General features: G+C 34.8%; 11 protein-coding genes. All 11 read left to right on the forward strand.

Translation table 11 applies throughout. The features are described from left to right. The first annotated feature begins 8 nt into the window (after nt 1-8). Complete coding sequence (locus C1631_RS04530) at nt 9-923, forward strand: SMP-30/gluconolactonase/LRE family protein (RefSeq protein ID WP_103249596.1); 915 nt, start codon at nt 9-11, stop codon at nt 921-923. Nucleotides 924-1,075: 152 nt separating this feature from the next. Next, entirely contained in the window at nt 1,076-1,810 is a 735-nt protein-coding gene (locus C1631_RS04535; protein WP_109710742.1) for an OmpW/AlkL family protein, read from the forward strand. A 37-nt stretch (nt 1,811-1,847) separates the two neighbouring features. Beyond that, nucleotides 1,848-3,179, forward strand: coding sequence for a cytochrome ubiquinol oxidase subunit I (locus C1631_RS04540; RefSeq protein ID WP_109710743.1), 1,332 nt, complete (start codon nt 1,848-1,850; stop codon nt 3,177-3,179). Nucleotides 3,180-3,213: 34 nt separating this feature from the next. Then, a complete protein-coding gene (locus tag C1631_RS04545) occupies nt 3,214-4,221 on the forward strand; it encodes a cytochrome d ubiquinol oxidase subunit II (RefSeq protein ID WP_109710745.1) in 1,008 nt (335 codons plus the stop codon). Nucleotides 4,222-4,789: 568 nt separating this feature from the next. Next, nucleotides 4,790-5,797, forward strand: coding sequence for a helix-turn-helix domain-containing protein (locus C1631_RS04550; RefSeq protein ID WP_109710747.1), 1,008 nt, complete (start codon nt 4,790-4,792; stop codon nt 5,795-5,797). Nucleotides 5,798-6,031: 234 nt separating this feature from the next. Next, nucleotides 6,032-6,988, forward strand: a complete 957-nt coding sequence (locus C1631_RS04555) for a 3-hydroxyacyl-CoA dehydrogenase NAD-binding domain-containing protein (RefSeq protein ID WP_109711465.1) — start codon at nt 6,032-6,034, stop codon at nt 6,986-6,988. A 26-nt stretch (nt 6,989-7,014) separates the two neighbouring features. Then, the gene (locus tag C1631_RS04560) at nt 7,015-8,544 is read left to right on the forward strand and encodes a CoA transferase (RefSeq protein ID WP_109710749.1); all 1,530 of its coding nucleotides are present in this window, start codon (nt 7,015-7,017) and stop codon (nt 8,542-8,544) included. 721 nt (nt 8,545-9,265) lie between these two features. After that, complete coding sequence (ppk1, locus tag C1631_RS04565) at nt 9,266-11,260, forward strand: polyphosphate kinase 1 (protein ID WP_109710751.1); 1,995 nt, start codon at nt 9,266-9,268, stop codon at nt 11,258-11,260. A 101-nt stretch (nt 11,261-11,361) separates the two neighbouring features. Beyond that, a complete protein-coding gene (locus C1631_RS04570; protein WP_109710753.1) occupies nt 11,362-13,671 on the forward strand; it encodes a hypothetical protein in 2,310 nt (769 codons plus the stop codon). Nucleotides 13,672-13,689: 18 nt separating this feature from the next. Then, nucleotides 13,690-14,862 carry a Pycsar system effector family protein gene (locus C1631_RS04575; RefSeq protein WP_109710755.1) on the forward strand — a complete coding sequence of 391 codons (1,173 nt, stop codon included), beginning with the start codon at nt 13,690-13,692 and terminating at the stop codon, nt 14,860-14,862. Between the two features lie 76 nt (nt 14,863-14,938). Next, nucleotides 14,939-18,646: a metallophosphoesterase gene (locus C1631_RS04580; RefSeq protein WP_109710756.1), complete on the forward strand. Its 3,708-nt coding sequence runs from the start codon at nt 14,939-14,941 to the stop codon at nt 18,644-18,646. Nucleotides 18,647-18,666: the final 20 nt, after the last annotated feature.

The following is an 18,666-nucleotide window of genomic DNA, read 5'->3' on the forward strand; positions in this document are numbered from 1 at the left end:
AATACACAATGGAAAACATTAATTACTCGATCCTTGCCTTAGCTGCATTTGGACAAAAAATTCTAACTATTGATCCGGAAACCGGTTCAGCAAAAGTACTTATTAATACTCCGGGAAAATCTCCTGACGGAATTGTTGTAGATAATGAACATGGACATATTTATGCTACCAACATGGGAATTCCTACAGGAGGAGAAACACTATATAACAATGATGGTTCAATTGAACGTATAGATCTGGATGGTTCTAATCATACGATAATCATTCCTGTTGGTGCAACTACCACTCCAAAACAACTTACACTGGATCGTAAAAACAAACGGATCTATTGGTGTGATCGTGAAGGAATGCGGGTTATGAGTGCAAAACTGGACGGTAGTGACATCCTCACACTTGTTGAAAGAGGGAAAGGTAAAGAAGATATGATGGATGAAAATAAACACTGTGTAGGTATTGCAGTAGATCCGGATGCAGGATATTTCTACTGGACACAAAAAGGTCCGGCAAAAGGAGGAAACGGACGTATTTTCAGAGCTAATATTGAAATGCCAAAAGGAGACTCAGCCAACAATCGAAGTGATATCGAATTGCTTTATGAACATCTCCCGGAATGTATTGATCTAGAATTAGACTTTGTAAACGGATATCTGTACTGGACAGACAGAGGAGAGGAAGCGTTGGGAGGAAACACATTAAACCGTGCCAAGCTGGAAAATATTGGTAAAAGTAAAATTGAAATCGTAGGAGCAGGCCATAAAGAAGCTATTGGATTAGCTATTGCTCCGGATCATAATTCAGTATACACCGCCGATTTAGGAGGCCATATAAGACAATTTAATGTTAAAACCGGAGAACAGAAAGTCATTTACCAAACAGGAAAAGATCAGCTGTTGACAGGCATTACCATCTTGATACATCAATAAAATTAATATTGTACGGCCTTTTTACATTTATTCTTTTAACATCACTTCAAATAATATAGTATATCAAAAAAAAGAAATCCCCAATTAAAATGTAGACTGAGCCGTACTTTATTTACCTATTGATCATCTTCTAACACAATAAAAACATAAATATGCAAGATTATCGTTTCATAAAGAGATTAATATTTTCAATAATTACTTTCTGGGCTTTAGATATCCATGCACAAAAGGCTAAAGATTTTTATGTAACAGCCGGATGGATGTATCTTGCCCCGCAATCCAACAGTTCAACATTACGTATGACTCAAATGGGATCAACCCCCATGGATCAGGAAGTCCCCCATACAGCTGTAAGGTTGGGCAAATCCAATACATTGGGCTTTTCCGGGGGATATTTTTTTACTGATCATTGGGCTGTAGAACTTACAGCCGGAATTCCGCCGAAATTTGACATTAAAGGATGGGATGCACTGGCACCCCTTAATAAAATTGCCGAAACTACCGCCTGGACACCCATATTACAGGTAAAATACAGACAACCCATCATCCCCAAATTAAGTGCCTCACTTTCGGCAGGTTTCACCTATTGTTGGTTTACAAGTAGTAAAGTAACCAATGATCAGTTGAACATAATGCTGGGCGGGCCTACAGATCTGAAAATAGATGGAGCCTTCAGACCTGCATTTTCTACTGGTCTAACCTATGCTTTGACAGATCGCTGGTTTGTGGGCGGTAATTTCTCTGTAATTCCATTAAAAGTTAAAGCAACTCTTACCACTCAAAACCAAACTACCAACCAGGAGGATAAATATAAAATTAATGTGGACCTGAATCCAATAATGACCTATGCAACCATAGGATACGTTTTTAAAAAACGTAAAAAATAATACTCCTATTTATTATTAATTACTAAACACTTTTCTTATGGATGATCTAATGGCCGCACGTTCTCAGATGGCCTTCACTTTGGGGTTTCACATCATATTTTCTTGTATTGCAATGGTAATGCCCTTTTTCATGGCTATATCTCATTTTCGATACTTAAAAACAGGAAATGTAGTTTACAAAAATATTACAAGAGCTTGGGCAAGAGGAGTTGCCATTCTCTTCATTACAGGAGCCGTATCCGGTACAGTACTTTCTTTTGAATTAGGACTATTGTGGCCAAAGTTTATGAAACATGCCGGTCCTATTTTCGGAATGCCTTTTTCAATGGAAGGTACCTTTTTCTTTATAGAAGCCATTGCTTTAGGTTTTTATTTATATGGAGCCAAAGTATTTAACAAGTGGTTTCATTGGTTTACAGGTGTTGTAGTAGGAGTAAGCGGAATGGCTTCAGGAATATTGGTAGTTGCTGCCAATGCGTGGATGAATAGTCCTGAAGGTTTTGATTATATCAATGGACAATTTTTAAATGTTGACCCAGTAGCTGCAATGTTTAATAAAGCATGGCCATTACAGGCCCTGCATATGGTACTTGCAGCAATTTGTTCCACCGGATTTGCGGTAGCCGGAGTTCATGCTTTGATGATTTTAAAAAGAAAAAATGTAGAATTCCATACCAAAGCATTTCGCATTGCAGCCATCTTTGCTTCTGTAGCTGCATTATTACAACCTCTAAGTGGTGACCAGTCTGCAAAAGATGTTGCAAAAAGACAACCCGCAAAGCTTGCTGCAATGGAAGCCCACTTTAAAACGGAAAATAAGGTTCCCTTAATTGTTGGAGGTATCCCTGACGAAAAAAATGAAACAGTAAAATATGCCATTAAAATACCGGGAGGCCTTAGTTTTCTTGCTTTCTCGGATCTTAATGCTAAAGTAACAGGTTTAGATGCTTTTCCAAAAGATGAGCGCCCCCCGGTTGTAGTGACCCATTTTGCTTTTCAAATAATGGTAGGCTTGGGAACATTTATGATGGGTATTGGAGCGCTTTATCTATTTGCCAATTGGAGAAAAAAAAGATGGCTTACCCAAACATGGCTGTTAAGATTATTTGTTCTTGCTATACCTGCTGGCTTTATTGCTCTGGAAGCAGGGTGGACGGTCACAGAAGTAGGACGACAACCATGGATCATGTACGGAATTATGAAGACAAAAGATGCAGTGAATCCTATACTAGGACTTGTTTATTCCTTTTATCTATTTTCAGGGATCTATATACTTTTAGGAATTACAGTAGCCTATTTGCTTTACCGCCAGGTAAAAATGGTAGACAAGCTATACGATATTGGTGATGCAGAAATAGATGCCCATTAAAACTTCATTTATTAATCTTTTAAATTAAAAACTCATGTTTTATATAGTATTAGCATTTCTATGGATAAGCACCCTTCTTTATGTCATTATGGGGGGGGCAGATTTTGGCGCCGGAATTGTAGAATTTTTCTCCAGAAAAAGAGCTAAAAGCCGAGTGGGTAAAATAATGTATCAGGCAATGGGACCAATTTGGGAAGCAAATCATATGTGGCTCATTCTGATTGTCGTTATATTATTTGTAGGATTCCCGGATATATATACGATAGCTTCTACTTATCTTTATATTCCATTAATAATTTTATTATTTGGAATTATTGCAAGAGGTACTTCATTTGGATTCAGACATTATGACTCCATACAGGACAATATGCAAAAGCTATATTCGAAGGTCTATGTATACTCCTGTCTGGTCACTCCTTTATTTCTTGGGATTATTGCCGGAAGTATAATCTCCGGAAGGATAGATATCCATGCTACCAATTTTATGGATTCATATGTACATCCCTGGCTAAGCCCATTTCCCGTTTTGACAGGTTTTTATACCATCGCTGTATTTGGTTTTATTGCTTCTATATTTATTATCAGAGAAACCGGAGACAATATCGAAGAAAAGAATTATGCTATTCTTAAAGCTAAACAAATGAATATCATATGTATCCTATTGGCTATCGCAGTATTTATAGTTGCCCACAATAATAATATTCCTCTCTCAGAATGGCTTTTAGGAAATTCTGTAAGTTTAACGTGTCTTATACTTTGCTTATTATCTCTTATCTGGATGTGGTACCTATTGTTGAAAAAAGACACGTATTTTCTAAGAATTATTGCTGGTGGTCAAATCACATTATTATTTATTGCCATCACATATACCCTCTATCCAACTATAATAAGACTCAAAGGTAACGAAGGGCTATCATTATTAACAAGTGGTAATGAAAAATCTATTAATTATTTAGGTACTGCTTTGCTTTTAGGAGGTATTTTTATCATGCCTTCTTTTGCCTATTTAGTATATGGATTTAGTAAAAAGAAATTCTGGTAAACAAGATTTCTTTTCGCACCTATAAATAGATAATACAACGATTGCGCTGTATCATATACCATTTCTATACAGATTAATATTATATATATTGTAATACCCTACACAAATACTACATACTATTAATAACTCAACCAAAAATCTACAAGATTATAGAATACTTTTTACTTTTATCCTTGTTAAAATAAAAAATAATATAGCAAACATATAGCCTCCTTGTGTGTTATAACCTGAGATATATGTCAATAAAAGTTGTTCTATGATAATAGTGCTTACCGTTTTTTATCTTATTCCAATACTATAACTGAATATTACACTTTATATAAAACTAGATAACATAAGATCCTTCAATCAACCGCAAAACAAGAGTGTATATTTATTCGATTCCAATCCCTACCTGTTATTTTAAAAAATATAACGGAAGGAAAAAATTAAGATCTCAGCAAAAACACTGATTTAGTAAATCAGAAAGCAAAATCTTGTAAGTATGAATGACTTATATTTTTGAAATCAACATTCTTAAATGCTTTCAGAAATACAGTAGTCAGATTTTCAAAAAACAGGCTCTTTTATGATAATACAAATTCATAAGCCTGATAACAATCAGTCCAGTACTGACCACTATACAAGTTCAACAAGTATGATCAATATTTCTAAATACATGGAACAGAATAAAGAAATTCCGATATGTAAAATATCTGAAATGGTAAAAGATATTGATGATGATAATTGGAGTTTTGAAGACTATTATATTTCTTCAGATAATGTGACTAATGAACCTCAAAACAAACCCGTTTTCAGACCAGACTTTTATGCCCTAATTTTAGGAACCGATGGCTGGTTGGATATCAAAGTAAATGATGAAGTTATCAGAATTGGTAAAAATACCTTTTTTGCAGTAGGGCCAAGCCATACGCTCCAAAGAATATCACAAAGCGAAGACTGCAAAACAAGAATTATTCTGTTTACAAAAGATTTTCTTGTTAACAGCTCAAATAATTATTTTTTTTTAGAATCATTTAATCATTTTTCGATTCATTTCCAAAACCACATTAAACTGAATGAAGAAGATATGAACAAGATCATGGAACTTTATACTTCTCTTCTTACCAGACGCGACAAGATAAATTCTAACCTACATATTGAAGTCATTAGAAATTTAATCATTTCCTATGTTTTTGAATCAGCAATTATATTTTATAAGGAATTAAAAATCGATGCCCTGCAGGTACATACGCGCAGCGTTGTCTTTACAGAAAATTTTAAGAAAATGGTTTTTGAAAATTGTCTCAGGGAAAAAAATCTTCAGTTTTACGCTGATTCTCTTTTTGTATCACCCAAACACCTTATTAAGATTATCAAAACGACTACTGGTAAAGCACCGGGCTACTTTATCAATGATGCTATTGCTTCTATCGCAAAAGTACAGCTGAAGAAAAACAAACTTTCTATTAGTGAAATAGCAAACTCCTTCCCTTTTGCTGATCTACAATCATTTAGTAAGTTTTTTAAAAGACAGGTAGGAATATCGCCTTTGCAATACAGATATAAGCTGGGGTTAAAAAATATCTTGGACTAATTACCACTCACAAAGTGATTCATAAATCACCAAAAGAAGAAGATAGAACAATAAAAAGAGAAATTGAGATAATAAAAAGTACCCTGATCCAGTATAATTTTGTATAAAACACTGATCAAAAAAAAGATTCTGGAGCGTTTTTCAAATCAAAGCTCTTTCATCAATAAAATCATTTTATCACAACATTTGACAGACAAATATAATCATTTCATTAATAATCCAAATACAAAAAAAATGAAAAAACAACCTCAAAAATTAAATTTAAAGGGTAAAAAAATTACCGTAATCGGAGGAGGCTTAATTGGAGCATCCTGGGCGTCACTATTTCTTGCACAAGGGATGAAAGTAGTTATAAGTGACCCAAAGCCGGATATTCAGGACTATTTTAATGGCAAATTAGACGGTAATATTGCTGATCTGAAAAAATTGGGCTATACTATTGACTCGGATTATAAAAATAACTTAAGCTATATAGCTGATACTGCCAGTGCAGTTCAGGGTTCAGACTATGTACAGGAAAATGGTCCAGAAAACCCTGCTTTTAAACAAGATTTATGGCAACTTATTGAAGCCAATTCACCGGAACATTGTTTATTTCTTTCTTCGAGTTCAGGAATAACCATTTCACAACAGGGTACAAAAATGAAAAACTCATCCCGCTTGTTAATTGGCCACCCGTTTAATCCGCCACATTTGATTCCTCTTGTCGAAATATTAGCCAAAGACAATGACGCAGGAGTTGCTGCAGCTATGGATTTTTATCACTCATTAGGAAAAGTCCCCGTATTGCTTCATAAAGAAACTCCGGGGTTTGTTGCCAACAGGTTACAGGCTGCCATTTTCAGAGAATGTGTATCATTGGTTGCAGACGGTGTTGTAAATGTAAAAGAACTGGACGATATCATGACTGCTTCGCTTGGAATTCGATGGGCAGTTGGAGGACCATTCGTTTCATTCCATCTAGGTGGTGGAGATGGAGGTTTCCCATTCTTCTTACATCACCTTGGGCCAGGTATGGAACTTATCTGGAAAGATGAAATGTCTAAACCCGTTACTTATGATGAAAAAACTACTCAGCTACTCGACAGCCAGGTGAAAGAACACTACGGGAACAAAAGTCTTGTACAATTAGCAGAAGAACGAGATGAACATCAGATTGCATTAATGAATACTTTTTCAAAAATGAAATAATTTTTTTAAGAATAAAAAATATAAAAATGGATCAAAATAGTATTAAAGTAGATTTAGAAAAAATAATTCATAATAATCTTGACAATAGATTAACCACAGATGAATTTGATCTTCATGCGGAAACTGAATATATACTCAACACTGTAGGTGCCTCATTGAAAGATTTTGGAGGGAATCTTACTTTTTATGGCAAAGACCCTATTATTCCAAGTGTTCTACGCTATGGCGCTCAATCGGCAGTTACTCTTGCCGCAAAAGCGGCTCAGATTGCAGATATATGGAGACTTAAAACAGGTGAAACACAGGATATTCATGTGGATTTGAGAAAAGCATTGAGAAGATTTGCCAGTTTTTTTGAAGGAACTCTCGAACAGGTAAATGGCAAACCGGGAAATGCAAATTCAGAATTGGGCACCGGATTAGCGCCTAATATATTCTATAAAACAAAAGACGATAAATGGATTCAGTTTACCTGTCTTTACCCAACATTAAGACTTGCTGCATGCAAAATGTTAAACTGTATATTTACTGAAGAAAAAATTAGAGAGGCTGTTCTACAATGGAATGCTGCCGATCTTGAAGAAGCAGGAGGCAAAGCAGGAATACCGTTATATATACTGAGATCTCCCGAAGAGTTTATGAAGCTCGACATGTTTCAACAGGTTGCCAAACACCTTCCTCTTATCAAAATTGAAAAAGTAGCAGATTCTGATCCCATTCCCTTACCTAAAGGAGGTGATGACGCCTTGAGTGGCATCAAAGCTCTAGGACTTGGACATGTTATTGCTGGTTGTGGAATAGGCAGAGCTTTGGCTCTTCATGGCGCAGATGTACTTAATGTTTGGCGTTATGGTGATTATGAACATGAATTATTCCATTTTACTTCCAATGTGGGCATGCGTTCTACTTGTCTGGATTTTGATAAAAATGAAGAAGATGATAAAGCTTTTCAGGAACTTTTATCTACAGCAGATATTTTCTTTTCCAATAGAAGAAGTGGATTTTTAAACAGAAAAGGATTAAATCTTAGAGAACTGGGAAAAAAACATCCGGGATTAATTACTGCAACGGTATATTTCAACAGTGAAGAAGGGCCGGGAAGTGACAGGGTTGGTTTTGATGTTTCTGCAGGAGCTCTTGCAGGTCCCTATTGGTTGGAAAGTCTGGGGGGAACATACAAAAAAACAGATCACCCACACCCTACTCCTCAAATTGCCGTTATCAACGATTATATGGCAGCATGGCTTGCTGTAGTAGGAATTTTACAAGCACTGAAACTTCGGGCTACAGAAGGAGGATCTTATAAAGTGAGTGTCTCTTTAAGCAGAACCGTTGCATGGCAATTGGGAATGGGAATTTTTGATCAAAAATTTGCATATGAGAAGGCGAACTCAGATGATGAACATGCCTATGTTCTTCCGGACTTTATTGAAGAGCAAACTCCAATGGGATTTTATAAAGGCGTTGCAGAGCAGGTAGATATGACTAAAACACCAGGAAAATATAAATACCTGCTAGAGCCCTTACGATCTTCGCAGCCTAAGTGGGATAATTAATTCATATAAGTAAAAAAGCCTTAATTGGCTCATCATTCAAATATTACAGAGCCTTATCAAATGACAATCGGCTTTGCCAAGCTGAGGGTAAGAGATAAAGCGTTGCACATTCTCTGTCAGTTGAGTAATAATAGATATCAATCCCATTTATTTCTATTTCAAAACAAGGGGATGAATATATATCTGGACATAATAAAAATCCCCTTATTTTTTTCATAATTTATAAAAAAATGTACAACAAGCTCTGTAATATTTACTATAAAAAAACTAAAAAATATAAATATATAGATACACCTTTATTTTCCGGTAATTGCTTATTATTCGGAAATATTACAGAACCTGTAGGTTGGCATGTGGTTTTGATAAAGTGCCAATACCCGTTGTACATCTCGTATTTAGCTGAGTTATCACATAACTTTAAGTCTATTCAGTTCGTTTCACAATAACGGTTTTGCACTTATTAATCTTAAATAACGTCTTTTTTCATTACGAAGATGTACAACAGGTTCTGTTAATATTAATTCTAAAAAAAGTAGAATCTTTAAATATTAATCCTATGACACCAAATTATAGCTATATAAATACTTTTAATACTCAAAACAGAATTAAAATAATTAAGCAATCTTTATCTCTTATGATTATTGTTGCAAAATATCTAAGAGTATCAATACTACGTTAACCCAATCACCTTATAATAAATATCTGATCAAATTACGGATATATGAAAACTATTGCGCCTTTATTCATAGACAGAGATCTGAGTTGGCTATCCTTTAATGCCAGAGTACTATCTGAAGCAGAAAAGGATACTGTTCCTTTAATGGAACGGCTTAATTTTCTTTCTATTTTTTCTTCCAATCTTGACGAATTTTACAAAGTAAGAATTCCCAAATTACTGGTTGGAAAGGACAAAACATTATTAAAAGACATTCATAAAGAAATCATAAAACAACAGGAATTTTTTGGAACGATATTATTTAACAAAATTCTGCCACAGCTTCAAAAGAATAATATTGACCTTATTTATAACAAGCCCATCCCTATCTTTATGAAAGGTAGGCTCATCCAGTATTTCACCAATAGTTTGGCTCCGGCAATAGAACTATATCCGCTTCCACTTAAGGATAATTTCCTGATTAAGAGCAACTCTTTATATCAAATAATTTTTATCACTTTGGAAGATGGTAAGGAAGAGATGTATATACTTAAAATCCCTGACCACAAATTCCCAAGGTTCTATGAAACAGAGCGAAATAATTGCAGGTATGTAGTTTTTATTGATGATATTTTAAAAACGTTCCTACCGGAAATATACTTTTCAAATACAGCAGTTAACATATGGAATTTTAAAGTTACCCGTGATGCCAATATCAATTTTGAGAAGGAAGAAGACCTTTTGGAAAACCTCGAGATCTACCTTAAAAATAGGGAAAAGGGAAAAACAACAAGATTTTTGTATGAAAAAGATATGCCTATAAAAAAGCTTCAAAAACTATTGAGTCAACTCAATATTCCTCTTAGGGATGCAGTACCCGGAAGTGCTTATCATCATTTGAAGGATTTGAATATGATTTCAACCGAAGATAAAGAAGCTTTTTATCCCCCAATGAGGAGTATTGAAAGACATCCGGACCAAACTTCTGTATTTGATCTTATCAATGAACAAGATTTGATGATCCATACTCCTTATGAATCTTATGATAAAGTCATTGATTTTTTTATGGAGGCAGCCACGGATGAAAAAGTAACCGAAATGTATATTACTATTTACAGAACAGCCAAGGATTCTGCGATTATTGAGGCTCTTATGATTGCCGCTAAATTAGGAAAAAAGGTAACTGTATTTATAGAACTTAAGGCAAGGTTTGATGAAGAAAACAATCTTAAATGGTTATGGAAAATGAAAAATGCGGGAGTACATATTATTACCAGCATTCCTAAACTAAAGGTACATGCAAAAGTAGCATTGGTTAAAAAAAATAAAGAGAAATATGCCCTTATTTCCACCGGAAATTTTAATGAATCTACAGCTCGTTATTATACCGATCATATTCTTTTTACAGCTAATCCTGATATTTCAGGTGAAATGGAAACCTTTTTTAATTTTTTAATAAAGAAACGAAAACCTCTAAGCAGTGATGAATTAACCTTTAATCATCTCGCAGTAGGACAATTTAATCTGATGTCTTGCATTCTGGAAATGATTGACAAAGAAATTCAAAATCATAAGATGGGTAAACCTTCCGGAATTATTATCAAAGTAAACAACCTTGAAGAAGTTGTTATTATAAGCAAACTATACGAAGCCTCACAAGCAGGAGTGAAAGTTGAACTTATTGTCAGGGGCATTTGTTGCCTCGTTCCTGCTATTCCGGGGCAAAGTCAGAATATAAAGGTCATCAGAATTGTAGACCGTTATCTGGAGCATGGCAGAATTTTCATCTTTAGAAATGCGGGAGATGATCATATTCTTATTGGCTCTTCAGATATTATGAACCGGAGTATGTATGAAAGAATTGAAGTTTTATGTCCTGTTTATTCACCTCAATTAAAATATGAAATCATGGAAATTATAAGACTTCAATTAAAAGACAATGTGAAAGCAACAGAAATTAACCTGGAGATGGATAATAAACCGGTGGTTCCTTCCAATAGCCTTATGATCCGTTCACAATATGATATTTATGATCATATTCAACAAAATTTCACTGAATAGACCAGCCATTCAGCAGGTATCTCAAATTATGTTTTTTTTAAAAACCGAAACAGATAACAGATCACATGTTCAATACCAACTATTCCTAAAGACCTTTTACAATGATTTTAAACAAAGCTATTTCTAACATTATCCAAGAAAGTTCTGTTGATTTATCTTTTGGTCCTTTTTTGCAATATCTGAAAGACTGTGCCAACAGGGACAGTACCCTCAAAAAGGTCATCAAAAGTTCAATAGAAAAGGTTAACAAATATTTTCCTGATGGAGAATATACTATTTCTTATGAAGAAATTCCTCAATATGAAGATCTTTATTCTCTGGTATACCAATTAATGAATGCAACTCTGGTAGATGAAAACAGCTTCTCCTGGGGCATTTCCGTTCCGTTTTCATATGATTTTATATTTGGAACATCTGCTATTTCAAAGCAATTAAAGTCTATCCAGTCCTCAAAAAAAGTGAAGATTATACATTGGCAGGAAAATAAAGTTCTCACGGAAAAAGAGATATTAGAAACATTAGCCTATAATTTTATTATCAGGCGGATCTATGACATCCATTTTTCAGATGAAATAGAACTTGTGATCTGCGTTAATGAAAATAATAGCTCTGACCAATACCTGAGGTTTGATATTAATGATAATTTTGTTGAAGTAGAGGGAGAATTTCCAGATATTACCAATATGAATATTGAGGTAATTTCTAAACCGTCAGTTTTAGAATTCCTAAAAAAAAATGTACCTCTTGAGAAGCTTATATTCAAAGGATTCTCTCTCATTCATATTGAAAATATCACTTATCAAATAACGAAAGAGAAACTTCGTAAGCTTTTTGTTGCGCAGGACATTGAAAACGATTTTCTACTTCAGGCAACAGAAGCTATGAAAATCATGATTGGATCAGGTGATATCGATCTCCTGTTTTTACCTATTTTACAAATAGACGGAAAACTAAATACGGATATTTGGAAAGATTTTGATATTGTACTCTCCAGACTTCTTACAAAATTTGGAGCTTCATTCTCAGATTTTTCCACTTTTATTGAACGTTACATTAAAAATCCGGATGTCCGGCATGGTAAAAGTGATAAAGAGACCTGGTATTCATTTGAAAACACTTCTATTTCAGGGCTTTTTGTCCTTCCTTTTTTTCATCAGGAAAAAATCATCGGAATATCCATTATCCTTTATGAGAATGCAGGATTCCAGACCGATTTGGTTATTTCAAGTTTTAAGGAGTTTACATTTCCCCTTCAAAATCTCTTTATCTCCATTATTAATAAATATTTGGGAGAGCTCAATCAAACCATTAAAAACCACTTTACAGCCATCCAGCCAGCTGTGGAATGGAAGTTTCATGATGCCGGAGTCCGTTATTTAAAAAATCAAAAAGATGGCGGAAAGATCGATCCTATTCCTATCCATTTTGATGGCATTCATCCTATTTATGGTGCCATAGATTTCCGGAATTCAACTATTGAACGTAATAAAGCTTTGACTGAAGATTATACCACTCAACTCAACGCCTTAATACAAACGCTCAATGCTTTAAAACAAATCCGAAATGTAGATCTTTTGGGCGAGCTGATTTATCAGTCAGAAGTTTTTCTCAAAAGAATACAGAACAATAATTTAAGTATTAATGATGACGCTGAAATCTCCTATTTCTTAACAGTGGAATCACTGGAGCTTATTCTGCAAATGGGTCTTAATGACGAAACTGTTCAGAATGTTACAGCACCCTATCTGAAAGAGCTCTCCGAAGATGGAGCCTTTCATAAACAAAGTGCTGCATTAGAAGAAACCTTTCTGATACTGAATACACACATTATTTCAATATTGGACAAAATGAATGAGGAATTACAAGATTCTTATCCTTATTATTTTGACCGTTACCGTACAGATGGAGTAGAATTTAATATCTACATTGGTCAGTCCATAGCTCCTGACAAGCCTTTTAATGAGGTCTACCTCAGAAATGTCCGGCTGCGTCAGCTTATATCCATGGTCAATACAGCTATTATAACAGAGTCATGCCAGAATTTTCTGCCTAAAAAAATTCAGACAACACAACTTATTTTTGTACAGCCTAATACCATCACCATTAGTTTCCGTAATGACGAAAAAAGATTTGACGTGGAAGGTGCATACAATGTGCGGTATGAAATTATCAAAAAAAGAATTGATAAAGCCCTAATCAAAAATACCAGTGAAAGACTTACACAACCCCGGAAAATAGCAATAGTTTATTACAATAAAAAGGATATTGAAGACTATCTTAAACATATTGAATACCTACAGAAAAATAAAATTCTGGAACCTTCAATAGAAGATGTAGATCTCGAAGATATGCAAGGAGTATCCGGGTTAAAGGCCATAAGAGTGACTATTCAAAATACCATCGTAAAATAGCATAAAAGACACAAACAAATGATAAATTATAAAGAACTCTCGTCAATGGCTGAAGCTGAGGTAACTCTTTTTTTTGACTCCAACCGGCATCAGGAATTTACCTACCACAATTTACAACATACTATTTCTGTGGTAGCAGCTTCGGAAATAATGGCTGCTTATTATCAGTATGAAGAAAGACCTAAAGCTCTTTTAATGATTGCAGCATGGTTTCACGATACCGGTTATCCGGCAACCCGGGGAATCAATCATGAATTGGCAAGTACAGAAATTGCAGAAGATTTTTTAAAAAAGAATAATGTATCACATGAGGAGATAGACTTTGTAAAAAGATGTATCCTCGCAACGAAAATGCCTCAAAATCCACAAACTGAAGAAGAGAAAATATTATGTGATGCCGACTTACATCACTTTTCTTTACCCAATTTCTTTGAATATAATGAAAAACTCCATAAAGAAAGGGAGAATATATTAGAAAAAAGTATTCCCAAAGAAGAATGGCTGGCTGATACCCTCAAGCTTATGTCTGCTCACTCTTATTTTACATCTTATGCTGAGGCTCACTACAATCCCGGAAAAGAAAATAATAGTAATCAAATAAAAAAAATACTCCAACAAAATATACCGGAAAATCTTTCATCTCCTAAAAAAGAAAAAGTAGAAAAACCTGGTAAAGGCGTTGAGACCTTGTTCAGAATAGCTTCCGGAAACAATCAGAAAATGTCCGACATGGCAGATAAAAAAGCTCAGATTCTCATAACAGTCAATTCTATTATCCTGTCTATTATTTTTAGTCAATTAATACGAAAATTAGATGAAAGTTCCTACCTCAGCATACCAACTTATGTTATCTTATCAGTCAATATTTTTTCCATATTTTTTTCCCTCCTTGCAACCCGTCCTAACCTTTCTTCCGGAAAGTTTAATCAGAAGGACTTAGAAGAAAAAAGAGTAAATCTCATATTTTTTGGAAACTACTATAATATGTCTTTTGACGAATATTATAAGGGGATGCTTTCTGTAATGAAAGATGAGCCCTACTTATATCAAACGCTGACTAAGGATATCTATATTCAAGGGATTGTCCTGAGTAAAAAATACAGACGTTTACGTATTTCTTATAATGTTTTTATGTTTGGTATTATACTCTCGGCGTTCAGTTTCATTATGGCCAGCTTTTTCCTGAAATAGTTCAAAAAAACGATTTTCAAAAAACAGGCCATTAAAGGAATGAATGAAAACATCAACCTTATCAATTTGTAAAATTATGCAATTCAATATTAAAAATACAGTCCCCTTTTCCATTAAAATTTCTATTCTTGGAATCATCCTTCAATCTTGTGCAACTTATGATTTACAAAAAGGAAAAGCTTTAGTAGAACTTCCCCTACAGGATTCTTCTAAAGTGGCTCATCAGTTCTTCCTTATCGGTAATGTAGGAAGTACAGATCATCATAAGAATAAAAATACTTTAAAAACATTACAAAACATACTCAATACAGCCCCAGCCAGTTCAACATTGCTTTTTCTTGGTGACAACGTTTATCCACAAGGTATGCCGGACAAAAATGATAACGAATATAAAAAGGCAAAATCAAATCTTGAGGATCAGCTAAATATCACTAAAAATTATAAAGGAAACACAGTGGTTATTCCCGGTAATCATGACTGGCATCATGGTCTTAAAGGGCTAAAAAATCAGGAAAGAGTTGTTACCCGATATCAGAATAATAAAAAAGGATTCCTTCCCAAAAATGGCTGCCCAATTGATAAAATAAAACTGGAGGATAATATCACATTGATTACTATTGACAGTCAATGGTTTCTGGAAAATTGGGAAAAAGATCCTAAAATCAATGCAGATTGTGATGTTAAAACCCGGGAAGACTTTTTCAAGGAATTTGAAGATCTGATCAACAAAAGTCAAAACAACCTCATTGTTGTTGCTATGCATCATCCATTGATCAGCAACGGAATACATGCCGGATATTTTTCCTGGAAAGACCAGCTTTATCCTCTTGGAAGTCAGGTTCCTTTACCGGGAATCGGAACTCTTATTAATCTATTTCGTTCCACATCAGGCATTAGTCCCCAAGACCTGAATAATGCCCATTATATTGCGCTCAACAGTCGCATCAAATCTATTGTTCAAAATAATAACAATGTTATTTTCGTATCAGGACATGACCATAATCTCCAATATCTGGAAGAAAAAAATGTGCGACAGATTATTAGCGGAGCCGGGTCTGAAAAAGGAGCTGCAAAAGCAACACATCCACAGGATTTTTCTTTTGGAGGAAACGGATATGCTGTCTTGAATATCAATAAAGACAGAAGCGCTAATGTATCCTATTATAACACTGAAAATAATTCTGAAAAGCTTTTGACAAATATTGAGGTCTTAAAGAAAGCTCCCGAACCTCCAGTTCAAATAAAGTATCCTGAAAAATTCCCTCAAACCGTAGTGACTTCTGTTTACCCGGAATCTTTAACAAAAAAATCAAAGTTCTATACATGGTTATGGGGAGAACACTATAGAAAATACTACAGCATGCCAGTTCAGGCTAAAGTTGCAACTCTTGATACTTTAAAAGGAGGCCTTTCTCCTGAGCGTGCCGGCGGTGGACATCAATCCAATTCATTACGACTGATTGCTAAAAATGGCCAGGAATATGCCATGAGAGGTGTGAAAAAAAGTGCAATACGGTTTCTTAATGCCGTTGCCTTTAAAAACTCAAGTCTGGGAGAAGATTTTAAAGGAACTTCCGCCGAGAAATTTTTACTTGATTTTTATACAACGGGACATCCATATACTCCTTTTGCTATTGAAAATTTTGCAGAAAAATTAAATATTCTCCATTCCAGTTCTCTACTCTATTATATCCCTAAACAAAAACAACTGGGCGAATTTAACAACGAATATGGAAATGAACTTTACCAAATTGAAGAACGTTTATCAGGTAGTGAGGCAGATCTTAAAAAACTCAATGGAGCAACCACCACAATGAATACTTCAGACATGATGGAAAACCTGCATAAATCTGAAAAATATTCCATCGATCAGCAAAGCTATATCAGAGCCCGTATTTTCGATATGCTTTTAGGCGATTGGGACAGGCATGAAGGCCAATGGCGTTGGGTTGAATATAAAGAAAACGACCATTATATCTATAAACCTATCCCAAAAGATCGTGACCAGGCATTCAGTAAATATGATGGTTTTTTATTTAAATTTATTATGCTGTCTCCGCCATTACGTCACATGCAGACTTTTAAAGAAGACATCAGGGATGTAAAATGGATGAACAGAGAGCCCTATCCTCTTGACCTTACATTTTTAAGAAATGCTACCGAACAGGACTGGAAAAAAGAGGCAGAATATATTCAACAAAATCTTTCAGATCAATTTATTGATGAAGCATTCCGAAATTTACCTAAAGAAATACAGGATGAAACCATACAGCTTATCCAAAAAGATCTGAAGATAAGACGAGATAAAATGGTACAATACGCTACAGACTATTATAAAGTCTTACAAAAAACAGTTGTTCTGACCGGCACCAATAAAGAAGACAGATTCGTCATTAAAAAAGAAAAAAACAAAGTAAATATTGTACAATACCGTGTAAAAAAGGAGGGCGATGAACTTGTTTTCCAACGAGAATATTCAAAAGATAAAACAAACGAAATTTGGGTATATGGGCTTGATGATAATGATACTTTTGATGTATCAGGAACTGAAAATTCAGGGATAAAAGTAAGAATTATTGGTGGCGAGAATAACGATGTTTATAATATTGCTAACGGACGGAATATTAAACTTTACGACTTTAAATCTCAAAATAACACCTACAACCTTACCGGACATCCTGCGAAAAAGATAACAGATGAGTATGAAATTAATACTTATAATTATACAAAACCAACTTACAATTTTTGGGCAGGATATCCCAGTATAAGCTATAACCCCGACGAGGGAGCCAAAATAGGAGCTCTTATCAGTTATACACAGAATGGTTTTGAACGAAATCCATATTCCGCAAAACATGATTTCAAGGCAAGTTATCTCACTGCAACAAACGGTGTTGAATTGGTCTATAATGGGAGTTTCCCTAATGCCATTGGAAAATGGACATTTGATATGAAGGCTCGTTTTACCACTCCAAATTTTGCTCAGAATTACTTTGGGTTTGGAAATGAAACTATAAATAATGAAGATGTAGTAGATAAAGATTATAACAGAGTAAAAATGCAACAACTTCAGATCTTCCCTTCTTTATCCAAAAAGAGCTTTCTGGGGTTGGTACACACCATTCAGCTGGGATATGAAAATTACAAGGTAAAAAATACTCCTGAACGTTTTATTATACAATCCTCTCAAATTGATCCTCGTGTGTTGGACAACCAAAGATTTTTAGGAGCTAAATATACTTTCAGCTACGACCATAGCGATAATCCGGCCTTTCCTACTATGGGATTTGGATTCGCTATCTCTGCTGCCTGGAAAACCAATCTTGAAGATACAAAACGAAATTTCATGACCTATGATGCTCTTTTAAATATCGCCCACCGTCTGGATAATAACGGACGTTTTGTCCTGGCAACAAAAGTACGGGGAAAGTATATCAACAACAAGGATTTTGATTTTTTTCAGGGAGCTGAATTAGGAGGAAGTAACGGATTAAGATCTTTTAGAGATTACCGGTTCCTGGGGCGTTCTTCCCTGTTTCAAAGCAGTGAAATCCGATGGAACTTTGGAAAAGTTAAAAATAGTGTTGCTCCTGTAGATTTCGGAATACTTGGAGGATATGATTATGGACGTGTATGGATGGATGGTGATGAATCAAGAAAATGGCACCAGTCTGTAGGAGGAGGAATCTGGATGATTGCCTTAGAAACCCTTTCAATACGGGCTACTTATTTTACAGGAAGCGAAGGTGGCCGATTCACTGCGGGCGCCGGATTTTGGTTTTAAAATAATCTAAACAATAAAAA

The sequence above is a fragment of the Chryseobacterium phosphatilyticum genome, assembly GCF_002899825.2.
Classification (GTDB): Bacteria; Bacteroidota; Bacteroidia; order Flavobacteriales; family Weeksellaceae; genus Chryseobacterium; species Chryseobacterium phosphatilyticum.

Coding starts and splice junctions, on each gene's coding strand:
- C1631_RS04530 (WP_103249596.1), top strand. CDS start 9: ATGGAAAACATTAATTACTCGATCCTTGCCTTAGCTGCATTTGGACAA.
- C1631_RS04535 (WP_109710742.1), top strand. CDS start 1,076: ATGCAAGATTATCGTTTCATAAAGAGATTAATATTTTCAATAATTACT.
- C1631_RS04540 (WP_109710743.1), top strand. CDS start 1,848: ATGGATGATCTAATGGCCGCACGTTCTCAGATGGCCTTCACTTTGGGG.
- C1631_RS04545 (WP_109710745.1), top strand. CDS start 3,214: ATGTTTTATATAGTATTAGCATTTCTATGGATAAGCACCCTTCTTTAT.
- C1631_RS04550 (WP_109710747.1), top strand. CDS start 4,790: ATGATAATACAAATTCATAAGCCTGATAACAATCAGTCCAGTACTGAC.
- C1631_RS04555 (WP_109711465.1), top strand. CDS start 6,032: ATGAAAAAACAACCTCAAAAATTAAATTTAAAGGGTAAAAAAATTACC.
- C1631_RS04560 (WP_109710749.1), top strand. CDS start 7,015: ATGGATCAAAATAGTATTAAAGTAGATTTAGAAAAAATAATTCATAAT.
- ppk1 (WP_109710751.1), top strand. CDS start 9,266: ATGAAAACTATTGCGCCTTTATTCATAGACAGAGATCTGAGTTGGCTA.
- C1631_RS04570 (WP_109710753.1), top strand. CDS start 11,362: ATGATTTTAAACAAAGCTATTTCTAACATTATCCAAGAAAGTTCTGTT.
- C1631_RS04575 (WP_109710755.1), top strand. CDS start 13,690: ATGATAAATTATAAAGAACTCTCGTCAATGGCTGAAGCTGAGGTAACT.
- C1631_RS04580 (WP_109710756.1), top strand. CDS start 14,939: ATGCAATTCAATATTAAAAATACAGTCCCCTTTTCCATTAAAATTTCT.